24 protein-coding genes are annotated in these 25,351 nt (G+C 68.5%); 12 read left to right on the forward strand and 12 right to left on the reverse strand.

The genetic code is table 11. From position 1 onward, the window contains the following. Positions 1–71: 71 nt before the first annotated feature. The 4 genes from JTE92_RS21590 to JTE92_RS21605 form a co-directional block, all read right to left on the reverse strand. Positions 72–998 (reverse strand): amidohydrolase family protein, encoded by a 927-nt coding sequence (locus JTE92_RS21590; RefSeq protein WP_063237803.1) that lies wholly within the window; start codon positions 996–998, stop codon positions 72–74. A gap of 2 nt (positions 999–1,000) precedes the next feature. Then, the gene (locus tag JTE92_RS21595) at positions 1,001–1,981 is read right to left on the reverse strand and encodes a Bug family tripartite tricarboxylate transporter substrate binding protein (RefSeq protein WP_063237804.1); all 981 of its coding nucleotides are present in this window, start codon (positions 1,979–1,981) and stop codon (positions 1,001–1,003) included. A 60-nt stretch (positions 1,982–2,041) separates the two neighbouring features. After that, the gene (locus JTE92_RS21600; RefSeq protein ID WP_063237805.1) at positions 2,042–3,274 is read right to left on the reverse strand and encodes a CaiB/BaiF CoA transferase family protein; all 1,233 of its coding nucleotides are present in this window, start codon (positions 3,272–3,274) and stop codon (positions 2,042–2,044) included. Positions 3,275–3,347: 73 nt separating this feature from the next. Next, positions 3,348–4,127, reverse strand: coding sequence for an enoyl-CoA hydratase-related protein (locus JTE92_RS21605; RefSeq protein WP_063237806.1), 780 nt, complete (start codon positions 4,125–4,127; stop codon positions 3,348–3,350). Positions 4,128–4,402: 275 nt separating this feature from the next. On the opposite strand from JTE92_RS21605, the gene gbd reads away from it, so the two are divergent. The 10 genes from gbd (at position 4,403) to JTE92_RS21655 (ending at position 13,773) form a co-directional block, all read left to right on the forward strand. Beyond that, positions 4,403–5,542: a 4-hydroxybutyrate dehydrogenase gene (gene gbd, locus JTE92_RS21610; RefSeq protein WP_063237807.1), complete on the forward strand. Its 1,140-nt coding sequence runs from the start codon at positions 4,403–4,405 to the stop codon at positions 5,540–5,542. Positions 5,543–5,586: 44 nt separating this feature from the next. Next, positions 5,587–6,552: a Bug family tripartite tricarboxylate transporter substrate binding protein gene (locus JTE92_RS21615; protein WP_063237808.1), complete on the forward strand. Its 966-nt coding sequence runs from the start codon at positions 5,587–5,589 to the stop codon at positions 6,550–6,552. Between the two features lies 1 nt (position 6,553). Then, positions 6,554–7,744: a fumarylacetoacetate hydrolase family protein gene (locus JTE92_RS21620; protein ID WP_063237809.1), complete on the forward strand. Its 1,191-nt coding sequence runs from the start codon at positions 6,554–6,556 to the stop codon at positions 7,742–7,744. Positions 7,745–7,819: 75 nt separating this feature from the next. Then, positions 7,820–8,806, forward strand: a complete 987-nt coding sequence (locus tag JTE92_RS21625) for a DctP family TRAP transporter solute-binding subunit (protein ID WP_063237810.1) — start codon at positions 7,820–7,822, stop codon at positions 8,804–8,806. 9 nt (positions 8,807–8,815) lie between these two features. Further along, positions 8,816–9,748: an amidohydrolase family protein gene (locus tag JTE92_RS21630; RefSeq protein WP_063237811.1), complete on the forward strand. Its 933-nt coding sequence runs from the start codon at positions 8,816–8,818 to the stop codon at positions 9,746–9,748. Between the two features lie 28 nt (positions 9,749–9,776). Continuing rightward, positions 9,777–10,277: a TRAP transporter small permease gene (locus JTE92_RS21635; protein WP_063237812.1), complete on the forward strand. Its 501-nt coding sequence runs from the start codon at positions 9,777–9,779 to the stop codon at positions 10,275–10,277. 16 nt (positions 10,278–10,293) lie between these two features. After that, positions 10,294–11,571 (forward strand): TRAP transporter large permease, encoded by a 1,278-nt coding sequence (locus JTE92_RS21640; protein WP_063237813.1) that lies wholly within the window; start codon positions 10,294–10,296, stop codon positions 11,569–11,571. 40 nt (positions 11,572–11,611) lie between these two features. After that, positions 11,612–12,778 carry an alpha-hydroxy acid oxidase gene (locus JTE92_RS21645; RefSeq protein WP_063237814.1) on the forward strand — a complete coding sequence of 389 codons (1,167 nt, stop codon included), beginning with the start codon at positions 11,612–11,614 and terminating at the stop codon, positions 12,776–12,778. Between the two features lie 52 nt (positions 12,779–12,830). Continuing rightward, positions 12,831–13,433 (forward strand): PPC domain-containing DNA-binding protein, encoded by a 603-nt coding sequence (locus tag JTE92_RS21650; RefSeq protein WP_063237815.1) that lies wholly within the window; start codon positions 12,831–12,833, stop codon positions 13,431–13,433. Between the two features lie 88 nt (positions 13,434–13,521). Further along, positions 13,522–13,773, forward strand: coding sequence for a DUF1289 domain-containing protein (locus tag JTE92_RS21655; RefSeq protein WP_063237816.1), 252 nt, complete (start codon positions 13,522–13,524; stop codon positions 13,771–13,773). A gap of 220 nt (positions 13,774–13,993) precedes the next feature. Here the strand turns inward: JTE92_RS21655 and JTE92_RS21660 are convergent, their stop codons facing one another. From JTE92_RS21660 to JTE92_RS21670, 3 genes are all read right to left on the reverse strand, one after another. Then, positions 13,994–14,701, reverse strand: a complete 708-nt coding sequence (locus JTE92_RS21660) for a glutamine amidotransferase (RefSeq protein ID WP_063237817.1) — start codon at positions 14,699–14,701, stop codon at positions 13,994–13,996. Between the two features lie 109 nt (positions 14,702–14,810). Further along, complete coding sequence (locus JTE92_RS21665) at positions 14,811–17,258, reverse strand: penicillin acylase family protein (RefSeq protein WP_063237818.1); 2,448 nt, start codon at positions 17,256–17,258, stop codon at positions 14,811–14,813. A gap of 94 nt (positions 17,259–17,352) precedes the next feature. Beyond that, positions 17,353–18,783 (reverse strand): aldehyde dehydrogenase family protein, encoded by a 1,431-nt coding sequence (locus JTE92_RS21670; protein WP_063237819.1) that lies wholly within the window; start codon positions 18,781–18,783, stop codon positions 17,353–17,355. A 216-nt stretch (positions 18,784–18,999) separates the two neighbouring features. Here JTE92_RS21670 and JTE92_RS21675 point away from each other — a divergent pair, with 216 nt between their 5' ends. Further along, complete coding sequence (locus JTE92_RS21675; RefSeq protein ID WP_063237820.1) at positions 19,000–19,614, forward strand: hypothetical protein; 615 nt, start codon at positions 19,000–19,002, stop codon at positions 19,612–19,614. A 71-nt stretch (positions 19,615–19,685) separates the two neighbouring features. On the opposite strand, the gene JTE92_RS21680 is transcribed toward JTE92_RS21675, so the two are convergent. The 5 genes from JTE92_RS21680 to queE form a co-directional block, all read right to left on the reverse strand. Then, on the reverse strand, positions 19,686–21,308 hold the full coding sequence (locus JTE92_RS21680) for an ABC-F family ATPase (RefSeq protein WP_063237821.1): 1,623 nt from the start codon (positions 21,306–21,308) through the stop codon (positions 19,686–19,688). A gap of 293 nt (positions 21,309–21,601) precedes the next feature. Beyond that, positions 21,602–22,561 carry a muramoyltetrapeptide carboxypeptidase gene (ldcA, locus tag JTE92_RS21685; protein WP_063237822.1) on the reverse strand — a complete coding sequence of 320 codons (960 nt, stop codon included), beginning with the start codon at positions 22,559–22,561 and terminating at the stop codon, positions 21,602–21,604. Then, positions 22,558–23,181, reverse strand: coding sequence for a tRNA adenosine(34) deaminase TadA (tadA, locus tag JTE92_RS21690; RefSeq protein ID WP_116386851.1), 624 nt, complete (start codon positions 23,179–23,181; stop codon positions 22,558–22,560). Before tadA ends, ldcA begins: the two co-directional genes overlap by 4 nt. A gap of 45 nt (positions 23,182–23,226) precedes the next feature. Further along, complete coding sequence (locus JTE92_RS21695) at positions 23,227–23,703, reverse strand: 6-pyruvoyl trahydropterin synthase family protein (RefSeq protein ID WP_010809539.1); 477 nt, start codon at positions 23,701–23,703, stop codon at positions 23,227–23,229. Positions 23,704–23,822: 119 nt separating this feature from the next. Further along, positions 23,823–24,470 carry a 7-carboxy-7-deazaguanine synthase gene (gene queE, locus JTE92_RS21700; RefSeq protein WP_063237823.1) on the reverse strand — a complete coding sequence of 216 codons (648 nt, stop codon included), beginning with the start codon at positions 24,468–24,470 and terminating at the stop codon, positions 23,823–23,825. Positions 24,471–24,897: 427 nt separating this feature from the next. Between queE and JTE92_RS21705 the strand changes: the two genes are divergently transcribed. Beyond that, on the forward strand, positions 24,898–25,299 hold the full coding sequence (locus JTE92_RS21705) for a hypothetical protein (RefSeq protein WP_063237824.1): 402 nt from the start codon (positions 24,898–24,900) through the stop codon (positions 25,297–25,299). Positions 25,300–25,351 lie beyond the last annotated feature (52 nt).

A 25,351-nucleotide genomic window follows, 5' to 3' on the forward strand; every position in this document is an offset into this window, starting at 1 on the left:
CGAAGCCGCCCGGCCCGCCACGGCGCGAGCCGGGCGGGTGGCGGATCCTTGTGTTGCCTTGCGCTGCGTTGCTACAGGCGATAGAAGCGCACGGCGTTGTCGTGCCACAGCGCGCGCTGCTGTGCGGGCGAATAGATCGCGATGGCGGCGCGGAAACCCGCCACGATGGTGCCATAGCTGGCCACCAGGCTGTCCACCGGGTAGTTGCTGGCGAACATGCAGCGCTCCGTGCCGAAGATGGTGATGGCGTCGCGGATCACGGGCACATTGTCGGCCTGCGTCCATGGCTTGCCCGGCAATCCCAGGCCCGAGATCTTCACGGCGACATTGGGCTGCCCGGCCAGCCCGGCCATCGCGGCACGCCAGCCGGCCAGGCCGGCTTCACTGCGATCGGCCGGCAGCCCGGTATGGTTCAGGATCAGCTGCGTGCCCGGAAAATCCCGCGCCAGCGCAGCCGCCTGGTCCAGGTTCCACCACGGTGCCTGCAGGTCGAAGGACATGCCGTGCCGGGCCAGCAACGCATAGCCACGCCGCCAGCGCTCGTCGTCCATCGAGCCCGGCACGCCGCGCCGCGCATCCTCGCGCCGCGCCGCGGTCACCGGCTTGTTGCGGATGCCGCGCATCATCGCGCAGGCGGCATGGCCTGCCAGCACTTCCCCAACATCGCCGCGGTCAAGCTGGGCATGGCCGACGATCACCGTTGGCCGTCCCGTCTGCGCGGCGAGCTGCGTCAGCCAGTCGGTCTCGTCGACGGGATTGGCGCGCGCCCATTCGGCTTCGACATGCACCGTCTTCACCGGCGCGCAGCCAGCCGTATCGCGAGCGAGATCCTCGGGAAGATAGCTCCTGCGCAGCGCCGAATAGTCGCCATAGCGGAAGTTGGGCACCGTTTCGCCCTGCAGCCAGGGGTACGGGTTGATCGCCAGGTTCCAGAAATGCTGGTGCGCGTCGATAAAGGGCTCGACGGACGCCGCGCCCTCCGCGGGTGTGTCGCGCATGGCTACTCCTTGACGCTGATGCGGCTGGCGAGCTGCTTGAACTGCGCCGACTCCTTCACCATGGCCGCCTGCAGCGTCACGTCATCGGCATAGGTATCGGTGCTGAAGTGCAGCTTCTCCAGCGTCTGGCGCATCACCGGCTCATGCACGGATTTCGCAATCGCGGTCTTCAGTACCGCGATCACCTCGGGCGGCGTGCCCTTCGGTGCCGAGATGCCGCGCCAGATCCCCATCGACAGGTCGATATTGCGCTCCTTCAGCGTTGGCACGTTCTCGAAGCCGCTGACCCGCTTGTCGGCCATCACCGCCAGTACCTTGAGCTTGCCCGCGGCCACATGCGTGAAGACCTCCGCCGTACTGACCGTGACCGCGTCGATATGCCCGCCCAGCAGCGCGAGCGTGGCGGGAGCGCCGCCGGCATAGGGAATATGGTTGAACTTCGCGCCGGTCTTGTCAGCCAGCGCGGCGGCTGCCATGTGCCACGCTGAGCCCTGCCCGGCATTACCCACGCGGATATTGGCGTCCGGCTTGCGCGCATCGGCGACAAACTGCTCGATCGTGCTCCACGGCGCATCGGCCCGGACCGCCACGGCGGCCGGGTCCGCGTTCAGGCGGGCGATGGGGATCAGGTCCTGGTAGGTAAACTTGGCCAGCCCGAGGTAGTTCAGGAAGGTCAGCTCGCTGGACGACAGCACCAGCTTGTAGCCGTCCGGCTTCGCGTGGACCACTTCGCCCAGGCCGACCGCACCGGTGGCACCCGGCTTGTTGATCACCACGATCGGCTGCGGCAGGTGTCTGGCTGCCGCGGCGGACAGCGCGCGCGCCACCACGTCGGCCCCGCCGCCTGCCTGCCACGGCACGATCAGTTCGATGCGCCGGCTCGGGTAGGTTTCCGCACTTGCCGTGGCCGTACCACCCAGCAGCCCCAGCACCACGGCCGCCGGCATCGCCCAGCGCCGCATCAGCGAACGTGACATCGTCATGGTTGTCTCCTGTCTTTTTGTCGGTATAGATAATCGGTATAGATGATGGCCGCGGTGCGCTCAGGCGGCGCCGCGTTCCAGTTCCTGTGCCCGGGCCGGTGCGCCGAACGCCCCCTGCGCACGCAGCCGCGTGACGGTGGCCGCGTCCAGGCCGAACTCGCCCAGCACCTCATCGGTATGCTGGCCCAGCAACGGCGCCGGATAGCGCACCCGCTGCGGCGTGCCGCTCAGCTTGACCGGAAAGCCCAGCGCCTTGACCCGCCCTTCGACCGGGTGATCGATCTCCAGCACCATGTCCCGCGCCACCGCCTGTTCGCTGGCCAGCGCCTCGTCGTAGGTGAAGATCGGCGCCGCCGGCACACCGGCCGCCAGCAGCGCATCGACCCACTCCGCCGCCGGCTTGCGCGCGAATTCTGCCTCAATTTCAGGGATCAGCGCGGCGCGGTTGCGGATGCGGGCGGCGTTGTCGGTAAAGCGCGGGTCGGCAAGCAGGTCGGGCCGCTCGATCACCTCGCACAGCGCGGCCCACAGCTTGGGATTGGCCGCGCCGATGACAAAATGCCGGTCGGCGGCGCGCACCGCCTGGTACGGCGCGCTCATGCGGTTGGCGCTGCCGATCGGCACCGGCACCTCGCCGGTGCCCCAGAACTCGGCCGACTCCCATACCGACAGCCCCAGCGCCGTCTCGAACAGCGACGCATCCACGTATTGCCCCTGCCCGGTATGCTCGCGCCCCATCAGCGCGCTGAGCACGCCATAGGCGGTGAACAGCCCGGCCCCCAGGTCGGCGATCGGCACGCTGGACTTGACCGGCGGCGCGTCCGGGTGGCCCATCACGCTCATCACGCCGGACATGGCCTGCGCGATCAGGTCCAGCCCCGGGCGCCGCGACCACGGCCCGGTCTGGCCGAAGCCGGAGATGCTGGCATAGACCAGGCGCGGATTGATCTCGCGCAGCACCGCATAGTCGATCTTCAGGCGCGCGGCCACGCCCGGACGGTTGTTCTCCACCAGCACGTCGGCGCCGCGCACCAGTTCATAGAAGGCCTCGAGGCCGGCCGGGTTCTTCAGGTCGATCTCGACACTGCGCTTGTTGCGGTTCAGCGCCAGGAAGCCGCCGCTGTCGTCGCCCTTGAGCCGGAAGCCCATCGACTTGCGGGTCTGGTCGCCGGCACCCGGCGCCTCGACCTTGATGACGTCGGCGCCCATGTCGCCCAGCAGCATGCAGCAGAACGGACCCGCCATGATCTGGCTGACGTCCAGGACCTTGATTTTCGATAACGGCAAATTCATGGATACCACCTGTGGTTGGGGCGGCCGCATGGGAATGGCGGCGCCGCGGTGCTTGGAACAGAATGAGGTGCTTTCAACGGCCCACGAACTGCGGCCGGGTCTTGTCGATAAAGGCGCGGTGGCCGATGCGGAAATCCTCGGTATCGAAGCAGGCATAGGACTCGGCATGCTCTTCCGCACGCAGCGGCGTGGGATCGAGCAGCCTGCGCACGAACTGCTTGTGCCAGCGCGCCACCAGCGGCGCGCCGGCGGCGATGCGCCGTGCCGCCGCATAGGCTTCGTCGGGCACGGCCTCGTCCGCCACCACGCGGTTGACCAGGCGCTTGTGCAGGGCCTCGTCCGCATCGAACACGCGGCCTTCCAGGACGATCTCGAGCGCGGTCGCCGGCCCCGCCAGCGCCACCAGCCCACCCAGTTCGCCATACGACATCACCAGCCCGAGCCGGTTGACCGGCACGCCGAAGCGGCTCGACCTGCCGCAGATGCGCAGGTCGCACATCGAGGCGATCTCCAGCCCGCCGCCGACGCAGGCGCCCTGGATCAGCGCGATGGTCGGGTGCCGGCATTCGGCGATGGCGCGCATGGTGGCATTGGTGATCTCGCCGTATTGCTGCGCCTGCGCGGCGTTGGCGCGCATGGTGTCGAACTCGGCGATGTCGGCGCCGGCGGCGAAGGCCTTGTCCCCGGCGCCGCGCAACACCACGCAGCGCAGCGTGTCGTCGGCCGACAGGTCCTGGATGGCTTCGGTCAGGCCCTGCCACATGGACAGGTCCATGGCATTGAGCTTGTCCGGGTTGTTCAGCGTGATGGTGGCGACCTGTGCGTCGCGCTCGATCAGGATCGGTTGTCTCATGGTTGTCGTTGGTGTGGAGGAGGCCCGGCTGGTGCGGGCGGTGGTCCGGAGTCCGGCTGGTCTGCGCCAGTCTAGGGCCCGCGCCGCGCGCCGCAAAACGAGAAAATCTCAGCGCCGCTTCAAGAAAAACTAGGCGTCCGGTGCTGTGAGTTTTTCTTGGGCAGCCTTCAAGTAATTCCACGTTGTGACCCGCGGGCCTTGTTCCTAGACTTCGTCACCAATGCAGCCGGCCCGCCCCACGGCGCCCTGCTCACCCCACACAGCATGGAGACAAGATGGCTCTCATTAATTACATCACCCAGATCCAGATCGACTTCGGCGCGATCGGACTGCTGGCCCAGGAATGCGAACGCATCGGCATCACGCGCCCGCTGGTGGTCACCGACGCCGGCGTCAAGGCCGCCGGCATCGTGCAGCGCGTGCTGGAGCAGCTGCGCCCGGGCTGCGAGGCGGTGATCTACGACGGCACGCCGTCCAACCCGACCGAAGCCGCCATGCGCGAGGCCATGCGCCTCTATGGCGAGTACCGTTGCGACGGCATCATCGCGGTGGGCGGCGGCTCGCCGATCGACCTGGCCAAGGGGGTCGCGGTCTGCGCCACGCACGACGGCCCGCTGCGCCAGTTCGCCGCGATCGAGGGCGGCGTGGCGCGGATTACGGCGGCCACCGCACCGGTGATCGCGATCCCCACCACGGCGGGGACCGGCAGCGAAGTCGGCCGCGGCGCCGTGCTGATCCTCGACGACGGCCGCAAGGTCGGCGTGCTGTCGCCCTACCTGGTGCCGCGCGTGGCGATCTGCGATCCGGAGCTGACGCTGGGCCTGCCGCCGATGCTGACGGCGGCTACCGGTATGGACGCCATCGCGCATTGCCTGGAAACCTTCATGACCCCGGCCTTCAACCCGCCCGCCGACGGCATCGCGCTCGATGGCCTGCGCCGCGCCTGGCTGCATATCGAGCGCGCGCGCCGCGATCCGCAGGACCGTGCCGCGCGCCTGGCCATGATGAGCGCATCGATGCAGGGCGCGCTCGCTTTCCAGAAGGGGCTGGGCTGCGTGCACAGCCTGAGCCATGCGCTGGGCGGGCTGATGCCGACCCTGCACCACGGCACCCTGAACGCCGTGCTGCTGCCGGCGGTGATCCGCTTCAACGCGGACGCGCCGTCGATGCAGGCCGACGACAAGCTGGCCCGCATCGCGCAGGCCATGGGACTGCCGGATTCCGGCGCCGTCGGCCCGGCCATCACCGACATGAACCGGCGCCTGGGCCTGCCCGCGGGCCTGCGCGAGATGGGCGTCGATCCGGCCCTGTTCCCGCGCGTCATCGACTACGCGCTGGCCGACCACTGCCACAAGACCAACCCGCGCGAGGCCAGCGCCCAGGACTACCTGGCGCTGCTGCAGGCTTCGCTGTAAGGCCACCCCTTCCCTACACCAACAACAACATCAGGAGACAACACATGCGACGTCGCACATTCCTGTGCGCGGGCGCGGCCGCCTTGGCCACGCCGCTGGCAGCCTGGTCCCAGGCACTGCCGACCGGCCCGATCCGCATCATCGTGGGATTCCCGCCCGGCGGCGGCACCGACGTGATGGCGCGCGTGATCGCGCAGCAGCTCTCGGCGCTGTGGCGGGTGTCGGTCATCGTCGAGAACCGGCCTGGCGCCGCCGGCGTGGTCGCCGCCGAGTACACCGCGCGCCAGGCGCCGGACGGTGCCACGCTGCTGATGACCAATATCAGCAACCACGCCATCGCGCCCAGCCTGTACCCGAAGCTGGGCTACTCGGTGGAAAAGGACTTCACGCCGGTCATGCTGGTCGGTGTCACGCCCAACCTGCTGATCTGCCACACCGGCGGGCGCGCGCGCTCGGTGGCCGACGTGGTCGCGCTGTGCCGCAGCCAGCCGGGCAAGATCACCTTCGGCTCGTCCGGCGCCGGCGCGGCGCAGCACCTGGCGCTGGAGATGTTCAAGCTGCGTGCCGGCGTGGAGGCGCTGCACGTGCCGTATCGCGGCTCGGCGCCGATGCTGACCGACCTGATCGGCGGCCAGATCGACTTCAGCTTCGAGACCATGACCTCCGCCACGCCGCAGATCCAGGGCGGCAAGGTGGTGGCGATCGCGCAGACGCGCCCGCGCCGCGCGGCCAGTTATCCCAATGTGCCGACGCTGGCCGAATCCGGCTTTCCGGGCTTCGATGCCGGCACCTGGTACGGGCTGGTCGGCCCCGCCGGGCTGCCCGCGCCCATGGTCCAGCGCATGAACGCGGACCTGAACAAGGTGCTGGCGCTGCCAGACGTGGCGGGCAAGCTCGCCGGCTTCGGTGCCGAGGACGGCGGCGGCAGCGCGGCGCGCTTCGCGCAGTTCATCGCCACGGAGCGCGCCAAGTGGGCGCGCGTGGTCAAGGACGCCAACGTCAAGGTGTGACATGACACGACGCATCTCGGTTGAGGAAACCCTGCCGCGCGACGCGGATCGCGCCTTGCTGGTGGGACGCGCATGGCTGCCCGGCCCGCATGGCGGCCCCGTGACGGTGGTGGTGCGCGGCGCGGAACTGTTCGATATCACGGCCACCGCGCCAACCATTGCCGGCCTGCTGGCGCTGCCTGACTGCGCCGAGCGCGTGCGGCAGGCCACCGGGCCTTCGCTGGGGCCGCTGCAGGACTGGCTCGACGCGACCTGCGCGCACGGGCCGGATTCGGAGCATCGCCACCTGCTGGCGCCGAACGACCTGCAGGTGGTCAAGGCCGCCGGCGTGACCTTTGCCGCCAGCCTGGTCGAGCGCGTGATCGAGGAACGCGCGCGCGGCGACGCGGCCAGCGCCGCCGCGGTGCGCGAGAGCGTCGGCGCCATCGTCGGCACGGGCTTTGCGTCCATCCGCCCGGGTTCGCCCGAAGCCATGCGCATCAAGGATGTGCTGGTCGCGCAGGGGTTGTGGTCGCAGTACCTGGAAGTCGGCATCGGCCCGGACGCGGAGATCTTCACCAAGGCCGCGCCGCTGTCATCGGTGGGCACCGGCGTGGATGTCGGCCTGCATCCGGCATCGACCTGGAACAACCCCGAGCCGGAAGTAGTGCTGGCGGTATCGCCGCGCGGCCAGATCGTCGGCGCGGCGCTGGGCAACGACGTCAACCTGCGCGACTTCGAAGGCCGCAGCGCGCTGCTGCTGGGCAAGGCCAAGGACAACAACGCGTCCTGCGGCATCGGCCCGTGGATCCGGCTGTGCGATGCGCATTTCGGCATCGACGAGATCGCGCGTACCGAGATCGGCCTGACCATCGAAGGCGAGGACGGCTTCGTGCTGCATGGCGCCAGCGCGATGACGCAGATCAGCCGTTCGCCGCAGGAACTGGTGGCGCATGCGATGGGCGCGCACCACCAATACCCCGACGGCATGATGCTGTTCTGCGGCACGCTGTTCGCACCGGTGCAGGACCGCGACGCGCCCGGCGCCGGCTTTACTCATCACCTCGGCGACCGCGTCAGCATCTGCGCGCCGCGCCTCGGCGGCCTGGTGAACTGGGTCGGCACCAGCGACGCGCTGCCGCCGTGGACCTTCGGCATCGGCGCGCTGATGGCCAGCCTGGCCCGGCGCGGCCTGCTCGATCCGCCGCCCTGACCGTATGCGCCCCGCACGGGGCACCCCGAGCCCGGCACACATCGACCGGGCCGCATCACAAACCCAGGAGACACCATGAAACACGTTATCCCGCATATCGTGCTGGCAGCGCTATTGTCCGTTGCCGGCGTGGCACAGGCACAGGCACAGGCTCCGGTGAAGCTGCGCTTCGCCCATACCGTTCCGGAATCCGATTCGCAGCACCTGGCCGCGCTCGCCTTCAGCAAGAAGGTCAAGGAGCGCACCCAGGGCGGCGTCGAGATCCAGGTTTTCGCCAACAGCCAGCTCGGCAACGACACCACGCTGGTCACCGGCGTGCGCAGCGGCACCATCGATATCGGCGCCACCGGCAATCCCTTTGTCACGGGCCTGGCGCCACGCCTGAACGTGCTCGACCTGCCCTACCAGTTCGAGGACGGCCCGTCGGCGTACAAGGTGCTGGACGGCGCGATCGGCCGCTCGCTGCTCGACGAGCTGGGCGCGCACCGCATCAAGGGCCTGGCCTTCTGGGAGATCGGCTTCCGCAGCCTGGGCAACAACAAGCGCCCGGTCAACAAGGCCGAGGACATCCGCGGCCTGAAGATCCGCACCACGCCCAACCCTTCGCATATCAAGGCCTTCCAGCTGCTGGGCGCGAGCCCGCAGCCGATGCCGTTCGCCGAGGTCTTCGGCGCGCTGGAATCCGGCGCGGTCGACGGCCAGGAGAATCCGCCCACGCTGATGGTGTCGGCCAAGATGTACGAGGTGCAGAAGTACGTGTCGATGACGCGGCACGCCTATACCGCGCTGGTGGTGCTGATGAACAAGGCGAAGTTCGACGCGCTCAAGCCCGAATACCAGAAGGTGCTGCTGGATGAGGCCGCTGCCGCCGCCACCTACCAGCGCAAGCTCAATGCCGACAACGAGGCCGCGGCGATCGCCACGCTGCGCGCCCGGGGCGTACAGGTCAACGAGCATCCCGACAACGCCGGCATCCGCAAGGTGGTGCGCGAGGAGACGCGCCAGCTGTTCGTGCAGAAGAACGGCGACGCCGTGCTGCGCGCCATGGATGCCCAGCGCTAGGAGCACGCGATGCCTGCCATGCCCGCCGCCATCGTCGATGCCCACCACCACCTGTGGCGGCTCGGCTGCGCGCGCCATCCCTGGCTGCAGGAAGGGTACGACCCTGCCGCCTTCTTCCTCGGCGACTATGCCGCGCTGCGGCAGGACTTCGATCCCGCCGACTACCTGCGCCAGTGGGACGGCCTGCCGCTCGCCGCCAGCGTCCACGTGGAAGCCGAACGGCATGCCGACGAGTCGGTGGCCGAGACCGCGTGGCTGCATCAGGTCCACGCGCGCCACGGCTTTCCCAACGCGGTGGTGGCGCATGCCGACTTCAACAGCGACACGCTGGCGGCACAGTTGCGCGCACACCAGGCCTTCCCGCTGGTGCGGGGCGTGCGGTGCAAGCCGCGCACCAGCCGGACGGCGGATGGCAGCGTGCGTGGCCAGCCCGGCACGCTGCAGGACCCGCGCTGGCTGTCCGGGCTGCGGCAGCTGGCCGAGCATGGCCTGGCGTGGGACCTGCGGGTGCCGTGGTGGCATCTGGAGGAAGCCGCCGAGGCGATCGCGGCGGTGCCCGGCCTGGCCGTGGTGGTGGAACACACCGGCCTGCCGTGGGATCGCACGGAAGCGGGCTTGTCCGGCTGGCGCCGCGGGGTGGCGGCGCTGGCCAGCCTGCCGGGCGTGCACCTGAAGCTGTCCGAGTTCGGCTTGCCGGGTGCGGCATGGGATCGCGCCGGCAATGTCGCCGTCATCCGCCAGGCCCTGGAGATCTTCGGCTGGCAGCGCTGCCTGTTCGCCAGCAACCTGCCCGTGTCGGGGCTGCGCGCATCGCTGCATGAAATCGTCAATACCGTCGCCGCCGCGCTCGAAGGCCTGCCCGACGCCGCCGCGCAGGCGGTGTGGCACGACAACGCCATGCGCATTTACCGGATCGGGGCCGCCGCGCCACGCCTGCGCTGATCCCCGATCCCTCCAGGAGTTCCGAATCATGAACCGAATTACGCTGCGCCTGGTCCAGGGCGCGATGGTCGCCATGATGGCCGCCATGATCGTGCTGGTCTTTGGCAACGTGGTCCTGCGCTACGTCTTCAATTCCGGCATTGCCTTCTCCGAGGAAGCCTCGCGCTTCATCTTCATGTGGCTGACGCTGACCGGCGCCCTGCTGGTGATGCATGACAAGGCCCACCTTGGGATGTCCACCGTGGTATCGCGCCTCGGCGAGAACGGGCAGCGTGCCTGCCGCCTGCTCGCCGACGCGGGCGCGCTGGGCTGCTGCCTGCTGCTGGCCCATGGCGCCTGGCAGCTGGTGGCGATCGGCATGGACGACCGCGCCCCCGTCACCGGCGTGCCGCTGGGCGTGGTCTATGCCTGCCTGCTGGTTTGCAGCGTCGGCATGGCGGCGATGCTGCTGCACGGGCTGTGGCGCCTCGCCAGCGGCCGCATGGCGCAGCATGAACTGGTGCCGCAGTCCGGCGCCTCCGGCGAATAAGCGCAAGGAGCCTGTCATGACCATCTTTGTCTTTGTCGGCTCGCTGCTGGGCGCGATGTCGCTCGGCATGCCCATCGCCTTTGCGCTGCTGGCGTCCGGGGTCGCGCTGATGCTGCACCTGGGCAACTTCGATACGCAGATCCTCGCGCAGAACATGCTCGAGGGCGTCAACAACTATCCGCTGATGGCGGTGCCGTTCTTCATGCTGGCGGGCGAGCTGATGAACGCCGGCGGGCTGTCGCGGCGCATCGTGCGCGTCGCCGGCGCGGCGGTCGGGCACGTCCGCGGCGGGCTGGGCTACGTGGCGATCATCGCGGCGACGGTGGTGGCCAGCATCTCCGGCTCGGCCGTGGCCGATACCGCCGCGGTCGCCGCGCTGCTGATCCCGATGATGCGCAACGCCGGCTACAACGTGCCGCGCGCGGCGGGACTGATCGCGGCGGGCGGCATCATCGCGCCGGTGATCCCGCCGTCGATCGCCATCGTGGTGTTTGGCGTGGTCGCGCAGGTGTCGATCACTAAGCTGTTCCTCGCCGGCATCGCGCCCGGCGCGATGATGGCGCTGACGCTCGCCGTCACCTGGCACTTCTGCGCGCGCAAGGAAAAGCTGGCGCCCACCGAACCCTTCGATGCCCGCCGCCTGGCCAAGGCGGCCCTCGACGGCATCTGGGCCCTGGTGCTGCCGGTGGTGATCATCGGCGGCATGAAGATCGGCGCGTTCACGCCGACCGAGGCGGCGGTAGTGGCGGTGGTCTACGCCATGGTGGTCGGCCGCTTCGTCTACGGCGAACTGAAGCTGCGCGCGCTGCCGGAACTGATCGTCAGCGCGGCCAAGACCTCCAGCACGGTGCTGTTCCTGGTGGCCTGCGCGCTGGTATCGGCATGGCTGATCACCATCGCCAATATCCCGGCGCAGGTGACCGACCTGCTCGAGCCGTTCATCGACAACAAGATCCTGCTGATGTTCGTCATCATGATCCTGGTGATCGCGGTGGGCACCGCGCTCGACCTGATGCCGACCGTGCTGATCATGACCCCGATCCTGATGCCGGTGATCACCAAGGCGGGCATCGACCCGGTGTACTTCGGCGTGATGTTCGTGCTCAACAACGCCATCGGCCTGCTGACGCCGCCGGTGGGCACGGTGCTCAACGTGGTGGCCGGCACTTCGCGCTGCAGCCTGGACAGCGTGATCGGCGGCGTCTGGCCGTTCCTGCTGAGCCTGACTGCGCTGATGTTCCTGTTCGTGCTGTTCCCGCAGCTGATTCTCGTGCCGGCCGCATGGCTGCATTGAGCCCGCCATCGTTCCGCTTCTTCTCCTTGCAGGACACAAGATGTCATCCCTCAGCGATATCAACGAGATCGAGGACCTGCGCCGGCTCGCCCGGCGTCGGGTGCCGCGCATGTTCTATGAGTACGCCGACTCCGGTTCGTGGACCGAATCCACGTACCGCGCCAACCAGCGCGAGTTCGGCCACATCCTGCTGCGCCAGCGCGTGGCCGTGGATATCGGCGAGCGCCGCATCGCCACCCGGATGCTGGGCCAGGACGTGGCCATGCCGGTGGCGATTGCCCCGACCGGGCTGGCCGGCATGCAGCACGCCGACGGCGAGATCCTGGCCGCCCGCGCCGCGCGCGATTTCGGCGTGCCGTTCACGCTGTCCACGGTCAGCATCTGTTCGATCGAAGACGTGGCCGAGGCCACCGGCGGGCATCCGTTCTGGTTCCAGCTCTATGTGATGCGCGACCGCGCCTTCGTCGAACGCCTGATGGACCGCGCCCGCGCCGCGGGCTGCCCGGCGCTGGTGCTGACGCTGGACCTGCCGGTCAGCGCGCAGCGCCACAAGGACCTGCGCAACGGCCTGTCGGCGCCGCCGCGCCTGACGCCGTGGAACCTGCTCAACATGATGGGCAAGCCGCGCTGGTGCCTGGGCATGCTGGGCACGCGCCGCCGCACCTTCGGCAACATCATCGGCCATGTGCATGGCGTCGACGACATGACCTCGCTGGCCGACTGGTCGAGCCGCCAGTACGACCCGACGCTGGACTGGGACGACGTGGCGTGGATCCGCCGCCGCTGGCCCGGCAAGCTGGTGCTCAAGGGCATCCAGGATGTCGAGGATGCGCGGCTCGCGTGCCAGTCGGGCGCGGACGCGCTGATCGTGTCAAACCACGGCGGCCGGCAGCTCGACGGCGCGCCGGCATCGATCCGCGCCCTGCCCGCCATCGCGCAAGCCGTGGGCGAGCGCATCGAAGTCCATATGGACGGCGGCATCCGCTCCGGGCAGGACGTGCTGAAGGCGGTCGCGCTCGGCGCCCGGGGCGTCTATATCGGCCGGCCGATGCTGTATGGGCTGGGCGCCATGGGACAGGCCGGCGTGACGCGGGCGCTTGAGATCATCCGCAAGGAACTCGACCTGACCATGGCCTTCTGCGGCCACACCGACATCCGCGCGGTCGGCCGGGACATCCTGCTGCCGCCGCATCCGGCCGCCACGTAGCCCGCTTTCTTCCCGCAAACCCAACCACCAACAACCCATCAGGAGACAACCGATGACCCTTCGCACAACTTTCCGCGCCCGTCTGGCGTTCGCCATGCTGGCAGCCGGCGCGACCTTCGCCACCGTCGTGCCCGCGTCCGCCACGGCCCAGCCTGCCCCTTCGGCGGAATGCAAGGCAGCGCTCGATGCCCGTGCCCAGAACCCCAACTACCCGCGCGACAGCGTGCCGCGCTACATCAAGACCCCCACCGGCTACCTGCTGGTGCTGCGCATGGGCGACAACGTGTTCGAGCAGATCGAGGCCTTTGCCATCTGCGAGAAGGTGCCGAGCGCAAGCCTGTCCGCGATCGGCTTCGCCAACGTCACGTTCGGCTTCTGGGATGCCGGGAAGAAGCAGTTCAACCCGCGCACCTTCCGCAACGTGGAGATGGCCAGCATCGTCGGCAGCCTGGCGTGGAAGGAAGGCAAGCCGTCGATCCATGCGCATGGCGTGGCCGGCGACAGCAGTTTCGACACGTACGGCGGCCATATCCTGTCGATGGAGGTCGGCACCGGATCGCTGGAAGTGACTGTTACCGCATATCCGCAACAACTGGAACGCGGCATCGACCCGAAGATCGGCGCTAACGTGCTGGGACTGCGCGACAGCCACTGACGGGCCGGCGGATCGGGCGGTGGGACCGGTGGCGGCCGGTCCCACCCCGTATAATGTCCCCCCGTTTGAGCCCAACCCGCCCGTTAACATGCCGCAGTCTCCCGAATCCGCCCCGTTCCGCCCGCAACCGGACCGCGGCACCACGGATTCCACCCTGTCCGACCGCCCGGACAGCCCCTGCATCGGCATCTGCTCCACGCTGTTCGACGAGATCTGCCAAGGCTGCGGGCGCACCGCGGCCGAGGTCAGCAACTGGGTGTTCTTCAGCGATGAGGAAAAGCAGGCGGTGTGGGAGCGCATCACGCGCGAAGGCACGGCCCGCCGCTTCCGGCAGGGCTGAAACGCCTCCCCTGCCGGAAATGCCGTTCAGTCAAGGTATCAACCACTACTGTCATTCCCGCGAAGGCGGGAATCCAGCGTCTTTTGAAGTCACTGGGTTCCCGCCTTCGCGGGAACGACGGTCATTAGCTGGACGGCATTGCTCCCCTGGCGTCGCGCTCAGCCGCCCGCAGACGCCGCTCCATGTCTTCGACTGCGCGCCGCACCAGGCGTCCCCGTGCTCAGAGCCCCGCCTGCTCCAGCCAGCGGCCAAACATGCGTTCCCCTGCCGCCGCCACGCCCGCGCCGACTTCCGCCGTGCGCGCACGGATAGCGCGCGGGTCGATGCCTGCCTTGCCGAGTTCGACGGTATGGCCGATCAGCCAGGCCTCGATGTCGCCCGGCATCACCTCGGGATGAAATTGCAGCGCCAGCACCTGGTTGCCGATCGCGTACGCCTGGTTCGTGACCGCCGCCGTGGACGCCAGCAGTTCGGCGCCGGGCGGCAGGTCGAAGGTATCGCCGTGCCAGTGCAGCACTTCCCAGCTGGCCGCGGCGAGTTCGCCAAGCGCCGAATCCCGTCCGGCCGGCGTCGGCTCGATCGGCGCCCAGCCGATTTCACGCGTGCCGGGATACACGCGCGCACCGGCGGCACGCGCGATCAGCTGCGCGCCCAGGCAAACCCCGATCATCTTGCCGCCGGCCGCCAGCCGCTGGCGGATCAGCGCGATTTCGCCTTCCAGCCACGGATAGGCATCGGTTTCGTAGACCCCGATCGGGCCGCCCAGGATCAGCAGCAGGTCGGCCGGCTCGTCAGCGATGGGACGCAGGTCGTCGACGCCCGCCTGGAATACCCGCAGCGCATGGCCTCGCGCACGCAGCGCGTTGCCGATCACGCCCGCATGCTCGAATGCGAGGTGCTGGATCACATGGGTGGTGCGTGTGGCCATGGGCGGCTCCTGCCGATCGGAAAGGGCCCTCATGGTAGCGCCAATGGCTGCGCCGCGAGAAAACCACGCCAGGATATCGGCTGTTGCGGCGGCGCGCCGCCACGGTGCGCTATCTTGCCGCAGCCGGAACCAGCGTCAGGGCTTCGGCCTGCGCGGGAGCCGGGGGCATGGTCACGTACTCCACCGCCGCCCATTTTCCGGTCCAGTCGCGATAGCGCGGCAGCAACGCGTTGCCGGACTGCCCCGTCGAATCCATGAAGCGCGATCCCGGCAGGTCGGCCAGGTCGTACAGCGCCCGCACGCTGGCGGCATGGGTATTCTCGAACGGCGCCTTCTCGTCGCGCAGGTTGTGGCGGCCGACGTTGACGGTATACGTGTCGCCGCCGGTCGGCACGCGCAGGTTGAACAGCGGCGACAGGTACGCGACCTTGCCGAACGGCTTGTGCTCGGAGCGGGCCGTATGCGCCTCGCCCCAGCGCCAGCGTGTCGGATCGTCGCCATAGCGGCGCGACAGGTCGGCCATCGCCTGGGTCCAGGCATCGGCGATCGCGTCGTTGCAGCTTTCCGCGGGGCGCGTATGCGGGCGGTCGCACCAGAATGCCCCGAGCTTGCCGGGATCGCGCAGGATATTCAGCATCGGCTGCTGCACGTTGCGCTGGTCCCACAGCCGCACAAAGATCGGCTCGCCGACCTTTTCCTCGAATAGCCGCCGCGACAGCTCGCGCAGCCAGGCGGTGACCACCAGCGGCTCGGCGCGCTCGGCGTCCATGGTGCCATCCCACTTGCGCAGCGCATCGAGCAGTGCGCGCTCGCGCTGCGGCCGTGCGGCATCGCTGCCGACCGGTGCGGCCAGCAGCAGCGGCAAGGCGTCGCGCACGGCCAGCGACAGCACGTCTTTCTGGATCGCGGCGAAGGTGTCGAGCGTGTGCTTCGGCGTAGCCGACAGCAGGGCCTGGATGCGGTCATGGCGGTACGGCACCGTCCATTCGCTGGTGATGAAGTACGGGTAGTCCGGCGGCACGATGCGCTGGTTGGCGGTCACGATCACGCCTTCCGCCGGGTTGTAGCGCTGCGGCAGCGCCTCGAACGGGATAAAGCCGGCCCAGTCGTAGCGCGCATCCCAACCCGGCGCGGGCGCCAGGCCCTTGAGGTCGTTGTCGGCGCGGCGCAGCGGCACCCGGCCCGGCGCGAAGAAGCCGATATTGCCGTCGACATCGGCGTAGACGATGTTCTGCTGCGGCGAGTGGAAGTCGCGCAGCGCGGCGGTGAAGCTGGCCCAGTCGCGCGCCTCGTTCATCTTCATGCCGGCCTGGAAGGTGCGGTCGTCCGGCCGCAGCGCGGTCCACTGGAACGCGACCACGTATTGCGCGCCAAGCGGCCCGGCCGCGGCGGACAGCGGCTCGGCCACGTCCGAGACCACCGGCCCGTGGCGCGTGCTGCGGACCTTCAGCGTCACGTCGGGCGCGCCCTTGACGCGGATGGTCTCGGTGCGGGTCTCGAAGGAGACCCAGCCGTCCGGGGTCTGGTACTGGGTTTCGCTGCCGGGCCGCAGCCGTTCGATGAACAGGTCCTGCACGTCCGGCGCGGTATTGGTCAGGCCCCATGCGATGCGGTCGTTGTGCCCGAGCACCACCACCGGTATGCCGGGCAGCGTGGCGCCGGCCACGTCGAGCCCCGGCGCCGTCATGCGCGCGAAGTACCACAGCGCCGGTGCCTGCAAACCCAGGTGCGGGTCGTTGGCCAGCATCGGCTTGCCCGATTGCGTGTGCGCGCCCGACACCACCCAGTTGTTCGAGCCCATGCCCTCGACATAGCCCGGCGGCGCCTTGTCGGCGACGCTGGCCATGGCATTCGCCAGCGGCGCCAGCTGCTTGTACAAGTGGCCGTAATCCATGGTGCGCAGCGGCTGCTCGCCCGGGTACGGCGCCAGCAGTTCGCTGATGCGCGCCACCGGCAGCACCTGCGCCAGGCGCATGCGCAGCGTTTCCTGGTTCCAGTTGCCGCCCAGGTCCCAGGCCATCATGGTCTGCCAGCCCAGCGTATCGGCCGGCTCCCAGTGCTCCGGCTGGGTGCGCAGCAGCAGGAATTCAGGCGGCAGCGGTCCCTGCCGGTGGTCGATCCACGCATTGACGCCGTCGGCATATGCCTGCAATGCGGCCCGCGTCTGCGGCGAGGCCTGCGCCAGGATCGCTTCGGCGTTGCGCCGCACGCCCAGCGTGCGCAGGAATTTGTCGGTATCGAGCGCGGAGGGGCCCAGGATCTCGGCGAGCCGTCCGGCCACCACGCGCTTGTTCATCTGCATCTGCCAGAGCCGGTCCTGCGCGTGGACATAACCCAGCGCGAACCATGCGTCGGCCTTGCTGGCGGCACGGATCTGCGGCACGCCGTTGCCGTCGCGCACGATGGTGACCTGGCCGAGCAGGCCTGGCAGCGCGACAGTGCCGGATGCGGGCGGCTGCGCCGCGTGGCGATACCAGATAAAGGCCCCCGCCGTGCCGGCTATCGCCAGCACCAGCAGCCATCCCGCAAGCCTGGCCAGACGACCGAACCAGCGCATCGTTGCTCCCCTCTTATCGTTATCGTTGCGTGACCCCGGCGGCAATGCAAAAAATGCCCGGACCGGCCGGGCATTTTCCCATGTCGCGCAGGCCTCAGGCCGGCTTCCTCAACTGCAGGGCCTTGTATTCGAGGAATTCCTCCAGCCCGTACTTGCCGGCCTCGCGCCCGTTGCCGGACTGCTTGTAGCCGCCGAACGGCGCGGCCATGTTGAACGGCCCGCCGTTGATGTCGACCTGGCCGGTGCGGATGCGCCGCGCCACGCGGATCGCACGCGCCTCGTCGCCGGACCAGACGCCGCCGCCCAGCCCGTAGATGCTGTCATTGGCGATGCGCACCGCATCTTCCTCGGTGTCATAGCAGATGATCGACAGCACCGGCCCGAAGATCTCCTCCTGCGCCACGGTGGCGCGCGGCTCGACATTGCCGAGCACGGTCGGCCTGACGAAGAAGCCCTGGTCCAGCCCTTCCGGCGCCTCGGGGCCGCCGGCCACCAGTTCCGCGCCCTCTTCCAGCCCGCGGCGGATATAGCCGGTGACGCGCTCCTTCTGCACGGCGGAGATCAGCGGTCCGAGCCTGGTGGTTTCCTGCAGCGGATCGCCCACGGTAAAGCCGGCCACCACCTTCTGCGCAATCGCCTTCACTTCGTCGTAGCGGGCACGCGGCACCAGCATGCGGGTATGCGCCGAGCAGGTCTGGCCCGAATTCAGGAAGCAGGCGCTGATGGTGCCCTTGACCGCCGCCGGCAGGTCGGCATCGTCCAGGACCACCGAGGCGGACTTGCCGCCCAGCTCGAGCGCCACGCGCTTGACCGTCTGCGAGGCCAGCTCGGACACGCGCTTGCCGGCGCGGGTCGAACCGGTGAACGACACCATGTCGACCTCCGGATGGCTCGCCAGCACCTCGCCCACCACCGGGCCAAAGCCGGTCACCAGGTTGAACACGCCCGGCGGCAGGCCGGCGGCCTCGATCACCTCGGCCAGCACGAACGCGTTCAGCGGCGCCACTTCCGACGGCTTGAGCACCACGGTGCAACCCGCGGCCAGCGCCGGCGCGACCTTCAGCGTGATCTGGTTGAGCGGGTAGTTCCACGGCGTGATCGCCGCCACCACCCCCACCGGCTCGCGCACCACCAGCGAATTGCCCACTTCTTCCTCGAAGTGGAAGGTATCGAGCAGCTTCGCGGCCTGTCCCCAGTTGTAGACCGGGCCGCCCACCTGGATCGCGCGCGCCAGCTTGATCGGCATGCCGACTTCGCCGGCGATCAGCTGGGCCAGTTCTTCGCTGCGCGCCTTCAGCCCTTCGGCGATTTTGGCGATATAGCCGGCGCGTACCGACGCGGGCGTCGCCGCCCAGCCGTCAAAGGCAGCGCGTGCGGCCTGGATGGCGTCTTCCGCGTCGCGCGGCGAGCCTTCGGGAATGGTCCCCATCACCGCTTCGGTGCTGGAATGGATGACGTCGATGGTGCCGGTACCGTGAGGCGCGACCCACTTGCCGTTGATAAACAGTTTGTCTCGTTGTTGCATGGCCACAGTTCTCGGTTGGTGCTGAGTTTGACGGATGGGCAACCGCAATTTTTTGTTACTTTTATGGTGCACGCACATTGTAGAGCGGTTTGGAGACTATGTTTCCAGCCCTGGCAGCCCCCGCGCCGGCCGCTTCTCATCAAATGGCGATAATCGGCCGCACCCGCAAAACGGGATGCTCGCACGGACGGCCGGCATAACAAGGGAGCGAGACACATGGTCGATCCGGTCTACCGCAAGACAGATGCGGGACATGACGAGATCAGGACGCGCGCGCGCAAGCTGGACCACAAGCTGCGCGCGCTGCTGCTGATGGTCAATGGCGAGCGCCGCGGGCAAGACCTGCTGGCGCAGGTGGCAGGCATGGGCATGGGACCCGGCGCCATGGACATGCTGGTCGCCCAGGGGCTGGTCGAATCCGTGCCGGAGACGGCAGCGTCGGTTGCCGTTCCGGAAGCTCCGGCACGCCCTTCGGCAACCTCAGCGGATACCAACCTGTTCTCGGTGTATGCCATGCGGCACGCACCGGCAGACGGGCCGACGGCAATCCCTGGCCCGACGACGCCAACGCAGCCGACGCACTCCGCCGCCGAGATCGACGCCTTCCAGCGCCTGTATCACTTCTACACCGAGGTCATCGGCCAGCACCTGGGCCTGCGCGGCTACATGCTGCAGGTCAAGGTGGAAAAGGCGCAGGACCTGCCCGCGCTGCTGGCCCTGCGCGAGCCGCTGCATGCGGCACTGCTCAAGGCCAAGGGCGAAATCACGGCGCATGCGATCCTGCGTGAACTGGACACGATCGCACAGCACGTCCCGGTGGCAGCCGGCTGACCGGCCACTGGCACATCAGACAACAAAAAGGCCGCCTCGGAAGGCGGCCTTTTCCATGGGCACAAGTCAGCTCAGCCGTCGATACCCTGCGACTGCAGGTACTCGTCATACGTGCCGAGGTAATCGGTCAGCGTGCCGTCGGTGCGCACTTCGATCACGCGCGTGGCCAGCCCGCTGACGAACTCGCGGTCGTGCGACACGAAGATCAGCGTGCCCTGGAACTTGTCCAGCGCGATCTGCATCGACTCGATCGATTCCATGTCCATATGGTTGGTCGGCTCGTCCAGTGCCAGCACGTTATGGCGGCCCAGCATCAGCTTGCCCCAGATCATGCGGCCCTTTTCGCCACCGGACAGCACCTTGACGTTCTTCTTGATATCGTCGGCCGAGAACAGCAGCCGGCCCAGCGTGCCGCGCAGCGACGTTTCGTCATCGCCGGCCTGCGTCCACTGGCTCATCCAGTCCATCACGTCGCGGTCTGCCGGGAATTCCTCGTACGTGTCCTGCGGCATGTAGCCGACGTTGGCGTTCTCGGCCCACTTGACCGCGCCGCGGTCGACTTCCACGCCGCGCTGCACGCCGGTCTGCACCGCGCCGTTCAGCAGGCTGCGCAGCAGCGTGGTCTTGCCAGCGCCGTTCTCGCCGATGATGGCGACACGCTCGCCGGCCTGGATCGCCATCGACAGGTTATTGATGATCTTGCGGTCGTAGGTCTTGGTGACGCTTTCCACCTCGACCGCGAGGTTGTGCAGCTTTTTCTCGAATTCGAAGCGGATGAACGGGTTCTGGCGCGACGACGGCTTGATGTCCTCGACCTTGATCTTCTCGATCTGCTTGGCGCGCGAGGTGGCCTGGCGGGCCTTGGACTTGTTGGCCGAGAAGCGGCGCACGAAGTCCTGCAGTTCGCTGATGCGCTCCTTGGCGCGCGCGTTGGCGGCCATCTGGCGCTCGCGGGCCTGCATCGACGCTTCCATGTAGTCGTCGTAGTTGCCCGGGTAGACCTTGAGCGTGCCGTAGTCCATGTCGGCCATGTGCGTGCACACGGAGTTCAGGAAGTGGCGATCGTGGGAGATGATGATCATGGTGGAGTTGCGCTCGTTGAGCACGGTCTCCAGCCAGCGGATCGTGTTGATGTCCAGGTTGTTGGTCGGCTCGTCCAGCAGCAGCACGTCCGGGTTGGAGAACAGTGCCTGCGCCAGCAGCACGCGCAGCTTCCAGCCCGGCGCGACGTCGCTCATCGGACCCTGGTGCTGGCTGGTGGGAATGCCCACGCCCAGCAGCAGCTCGCCGGCGCGCGCCTCGGCGGTGTAGCCGTCGTACTCCGCATACCTGGCCTCCAGCTCGGCGGCCTTCATGTAGTCTTCGTCGGTCGCTTCCGGATTGGCGTAGATGGCGTCGCGCTCCTGCGCGGCGGCCCACATCTCGGTGTGGCCCATCATCACCACGTCCAGCACGCGCATGTCTTCATAGGCGAACTGGTCCTGGCGCAGCTTGCCCAGGCGGATGCCCGGCTCCAGCATGACGTTGCCCGACGACGGCTCGAGGTCGCCGCCCAGGATCTTCATGAAGGTGGACTTGCCGCAGCCGTTCGCGCCGATCAGGCCGTAGCGGTTGCCCTCGCCGAACTTGACCGAGATATTCTCGAACAACGGCTTGGGGCCGAACTGCATGGTGATGTTTGCGGTAGAAAGCACGTCTGGAACCTTGTCTGGAGAATGTGGCCCCGCGGCACTGGCCGCGTTGCGCAGGTTGTTGCACCGGGGTGCACCCCATGCCGTTCGGGGGGCCGGCCTTGCCGGGAGGCATCGCGCCGGCCGGAGCGCTCCGGAGCCATGGCTGGCGATGCGGCAGAGGCCGCGCCCGGTTCTTGCGAGAACCCGGCAGGAAGTCAGGAAATAACCGCAAATTGTACCATCCGGATGCATTCCTTGCATCCGGATGGCGGCTTGATGGCCAGCGCGTGGCGGCCGCCCTGCGCGCGCCGCGCTCAGGCCACCGGCGGCAGCACCGGATAGCCGGAAAACGCCATCGAGAACCCGTCGGCACGTGCAGCCAGCCGCACCTGCGCGCCCACCGGCAGCGTCAGCTTGCGCGCGCAGTGGCCGAACGGCAGGCCGGTCAGCACCGGCACTGGCAACGCGTCGCGCAGGTAGGCCACCACGGCCTCCATGTCGTAGCCGTTGTCGTAGTCGGTGACGCGGTAGTTGGAGAAATCGCCCAGCACGATGGCGCGCTGCGTGCCCAGCACGCCGGCCTGCTGCAACTGGATCAGCATGCGCTCGACCCGGTACGGCGGCTCGTTGATGTCTTCCAGGAACAGCACCCCGCCCTCGACCCGCGGCATGAAGGGCGTGCCGAGCAGGCTGCACAGCATCGCCAGGTTGCCGCCCCACAGCGTGCCGGCCACCGCGCCGCTGAACGGCTGGCCACCGGACTGGGGCGCCGCCACGTCGATCCGGTAGGCCGGATCGCGCAGGATGCCCTCGAAGTGCTCCCACATATACGGATCGACGCGGTCCGCGCCAAAGTCCGCCAGCAGCATCGGTCCCGAGAAAGTGATGCCGCCGGTCGCTGCCAGGTAAGCGAGCTGGAAGGCCGTGAAGTCGCTGTGGCCGACGATGGGCGTGGCGCTGGCAGCCGCCTGTTCGGCGATGCGGGCAAAGTCGACTTGCGCCAGCAGCCGCGCAATGCCGTAACCACCACGCACGGCCAGCGTCAGCTCATGCGGCACGCCGGTGCCGATGGCATGCAGGTCGGCCAGCCGCTCCGCGTCGGTGCCGCCGAAGCGCAGGTAGCGCCGGGCCAGCACGTCGGGGTTGGTGGTGTGGTAGCCGTGCTGCTTGAGCCAGGCAACGCCGCGCGCGGCAACGGCGACGTCGTGCGGGTAGCCGGACGAGGCGATCAGTCGGACTTCGGTATGCGGCGGCCTGCTGTTCGGCGTATTCATGCGTCGTTGGCGTCGGTGGCGTCGGTGGCGTTGCTCTGGTCCGGAGGGGTTGCGCAGCTGCACCCCGGTGCAGTGCCGGCAGCATCGCGCGCGGCCTTTTGCGCGCGCCGGCGCGCACCGAAGAAATCCTTCAGCATCTGCCCGCAGGTGTCGGCCAGCACCCCGCCGGTGATGGTGGTCTGGTGGTTGAGCTGCGCGTGCTCGAACAGGTTGAGCACGCTGCCCGCGGCACCGGTCTTGGGGTCGGTGGCGCCGAACACCACGTGGCGCAGCCGCGCGTGCAGGATTGCGCCACTGCACATGGCGCACGGTTCCAGCGTCACATACAGCTCGCACTCGGGCATGCGGTAGTTGCCGATCACCTGCGCGGCGGCGCGCAGCGCCTGCATTTCGGCATGGGCGGAGGGATCGACCGAGCGGATCGGCAGGTTGTGGCCGCGCGCGATGATGGTGTCGTTCCAGACCACCACCGCGCCGACCGGCACTTCGCCGGCGGCCTCGGCCAGGCGTGCTTCTTCCAGCGCGACGCGCATGTAGCGGGCATCGCGCGCGGCGGCCTCGGCCGGATCCTCCGGCAGCGCGCGCGGGGCCCTCAGTGGCATCGGCGGCATCGGCGGCATCGGCGGCATCGGCGGCAGCGGCGGCGTCTCTGGCATCGCCTGGGCTCAGTCTTGCGCCGGCAGCACTGCCGGGGCGCTGACTTCGGCCCAGCAATTGGGGGTTTCGAACAGCACCAGCCGGGTCAGCTGCAGGTGGTGGCCGAAACAGTCCTTGAACACCGGCGCCAGGATATCGAAGGCGACCTGGGCCAGGTTCTCGACGGTGGGGATGGCATCCAGCACCACGGTCTTGTGCCCTTCCATCGACTGCAGGAAGTTCAGCAGCGCGGTGTCGCCGCGGTAGATCAGGAAGGCATGATCCCACTTGTTGACCAGGTGCTCGTTGGCGAGCGCCTTGATATCGCCGAAGTCCAGGATCATGCCGTCATCCGAGGCACCTTCGCGATGCAGCACCTCGCCCGACAGCGTCAGGTCCAGCCGATAGCGGTGGCCATGGATGTTGCGGCACTGGCCACAGTGGTTCGGGATGCGGTGGCCGGAGTCGAACTCCAGCCGGCGGGTAATGGAAACTTGTTTGCTCATGTGTAGCGGCGCCCTTTCCGTGGTCAAGGCTGCCTGCGTTGGACGGGCACCGCGCGTGCGCCCGAAGCCTCTATTGTGTACGTTTGCCCCGGGTTGGGCAAAACCCCGCGGACCCGTGCTCAGCGGATGCCCAGCAGCTTGTGGGTCTGCAGCGACAGCCGCCAGCGCGGATGGCGCTGGCAGAAGTCCACCGCGGCGGCCGTATTCTCGCGCTGCAGCGGGCCGTCCATGGGCTGCACCAGCAAATGCCGGAAATCAAGCTGCTCGTATGCGGCAAAGTCCTGGCCCGCCTGCGGGATCACCACCTTGAGCTCATCGCCGCGCCTGACCACCAGCTCGGAACCCATCTTGGGACTCACGCAAACCCAGTCGATGCCGGGCGGCACGGCGATGGTGCCGTTGGTCTCGATGGCGATCTCGAAGCCCTGCGCGTGCAGCGCATCGATCAGCGGCGCGTCGAGCTGCAGCAGCGGCTCGCCCCCGGTGCACACCACCAGCGGCTTGCCCAGCGGCTTGCCACCCGCGCCCTGCGGCCATTCCGAGGCGACCACCGCGGCCAGTTCCCCGGCGGTACGGTACTTGCCGCCGCGGGTGCCATCGGTGCCGACGAAATCCGTGTCGCAAAACTGGCAAACCGCGCTGGCGCGATCCTCTTCACGGCCGCTCCACAGGTTGCAGCCGGCGAAGCGGCAGAACACCGCGGCGCGGCCGGCATTGGCGCCCTCGCCCTGCAGCGTATAGAAGATTTCCTTGACGGCGTATGTCATGCGTGGGGTCTCTCTGGGACCGTAAACGGATTAACGGCAGCGGATTATCGGCAGCCTTCGGGCCGGCCGGGTGTCTTGGTATGGTTGGGCAAGGCCAGGGGCCAGTCATGGCGGATCGATCGGCGAAACCGATGCCGCCCCAGGCGGCGCACGATCGGCAATCGCTGGCGGCGCGGGCGGGGCGCACCGGGTTTCCCGTGCAGGGCTCCGGACACTGCCGGAGTATCCGCCCTGTGGCCTGTCGCAGGCTGCGTCCAACCGCTCCGGACGCGGTTCGGACAACGGATAAGTATACCAGAGGGCTAAGGGTTTTCGCTTAGGGCCGGCGTGGAGCCAGGGCGACGCGCGCGTCGCCCGCCGGCGGGCAACCTGATTTAACATATCCGGCCATCGCCCCGGAATCCGGCGGAGCCACCGCCGCGCCCCCATGAACGCGCCGTTCCCCCTTCGCACGGAGTGCCCGCCCGGCGCCTGCATCTGCGGGCGCGAGGCGCTGTTGAGTGATCCCGACGCCGACCTGCGCGTGCTGCGGCTCACCCGCGCCGAGGAGAAGCGCCTGGTCGAACGGCTCGAGAACCTGGCCAGCCTGGCCGAACTGCGCCGCATGGAGGGCCTGATGCAGGCCCAGCTGAACATCGTGCTGACCATCACGCCCAGCGCGCGCGGGGTCAAGACCGTGCGCGGCATCAATATCCAGGTGCAGGAACAACCGGGCCTGTGCCGCAAGATCCGCCAGTCCATTCCCGCCGCCATCCGGCGCAGCATGGAGCAGCATCCGGAAATCGCCTATGCGATCGTCGATGAGCACGACCTGCTGGGCGGGATCTGACGCCTGCGGATAGCGGGCACGGAAGTCCGCCTCCTGCACCAATCATCCGGTT

The sequence above is a fragment of the Cupriavidus oxalaticus genome (genome assembly GCF_016894385.1).
Classification (GTDB): Bacteria; Pseudomonadota; Gammaproteobacteria; order Burkholderiales; family Burkholderiaceae; genus Cupriavidus; species Cupriavidus oxalaticus.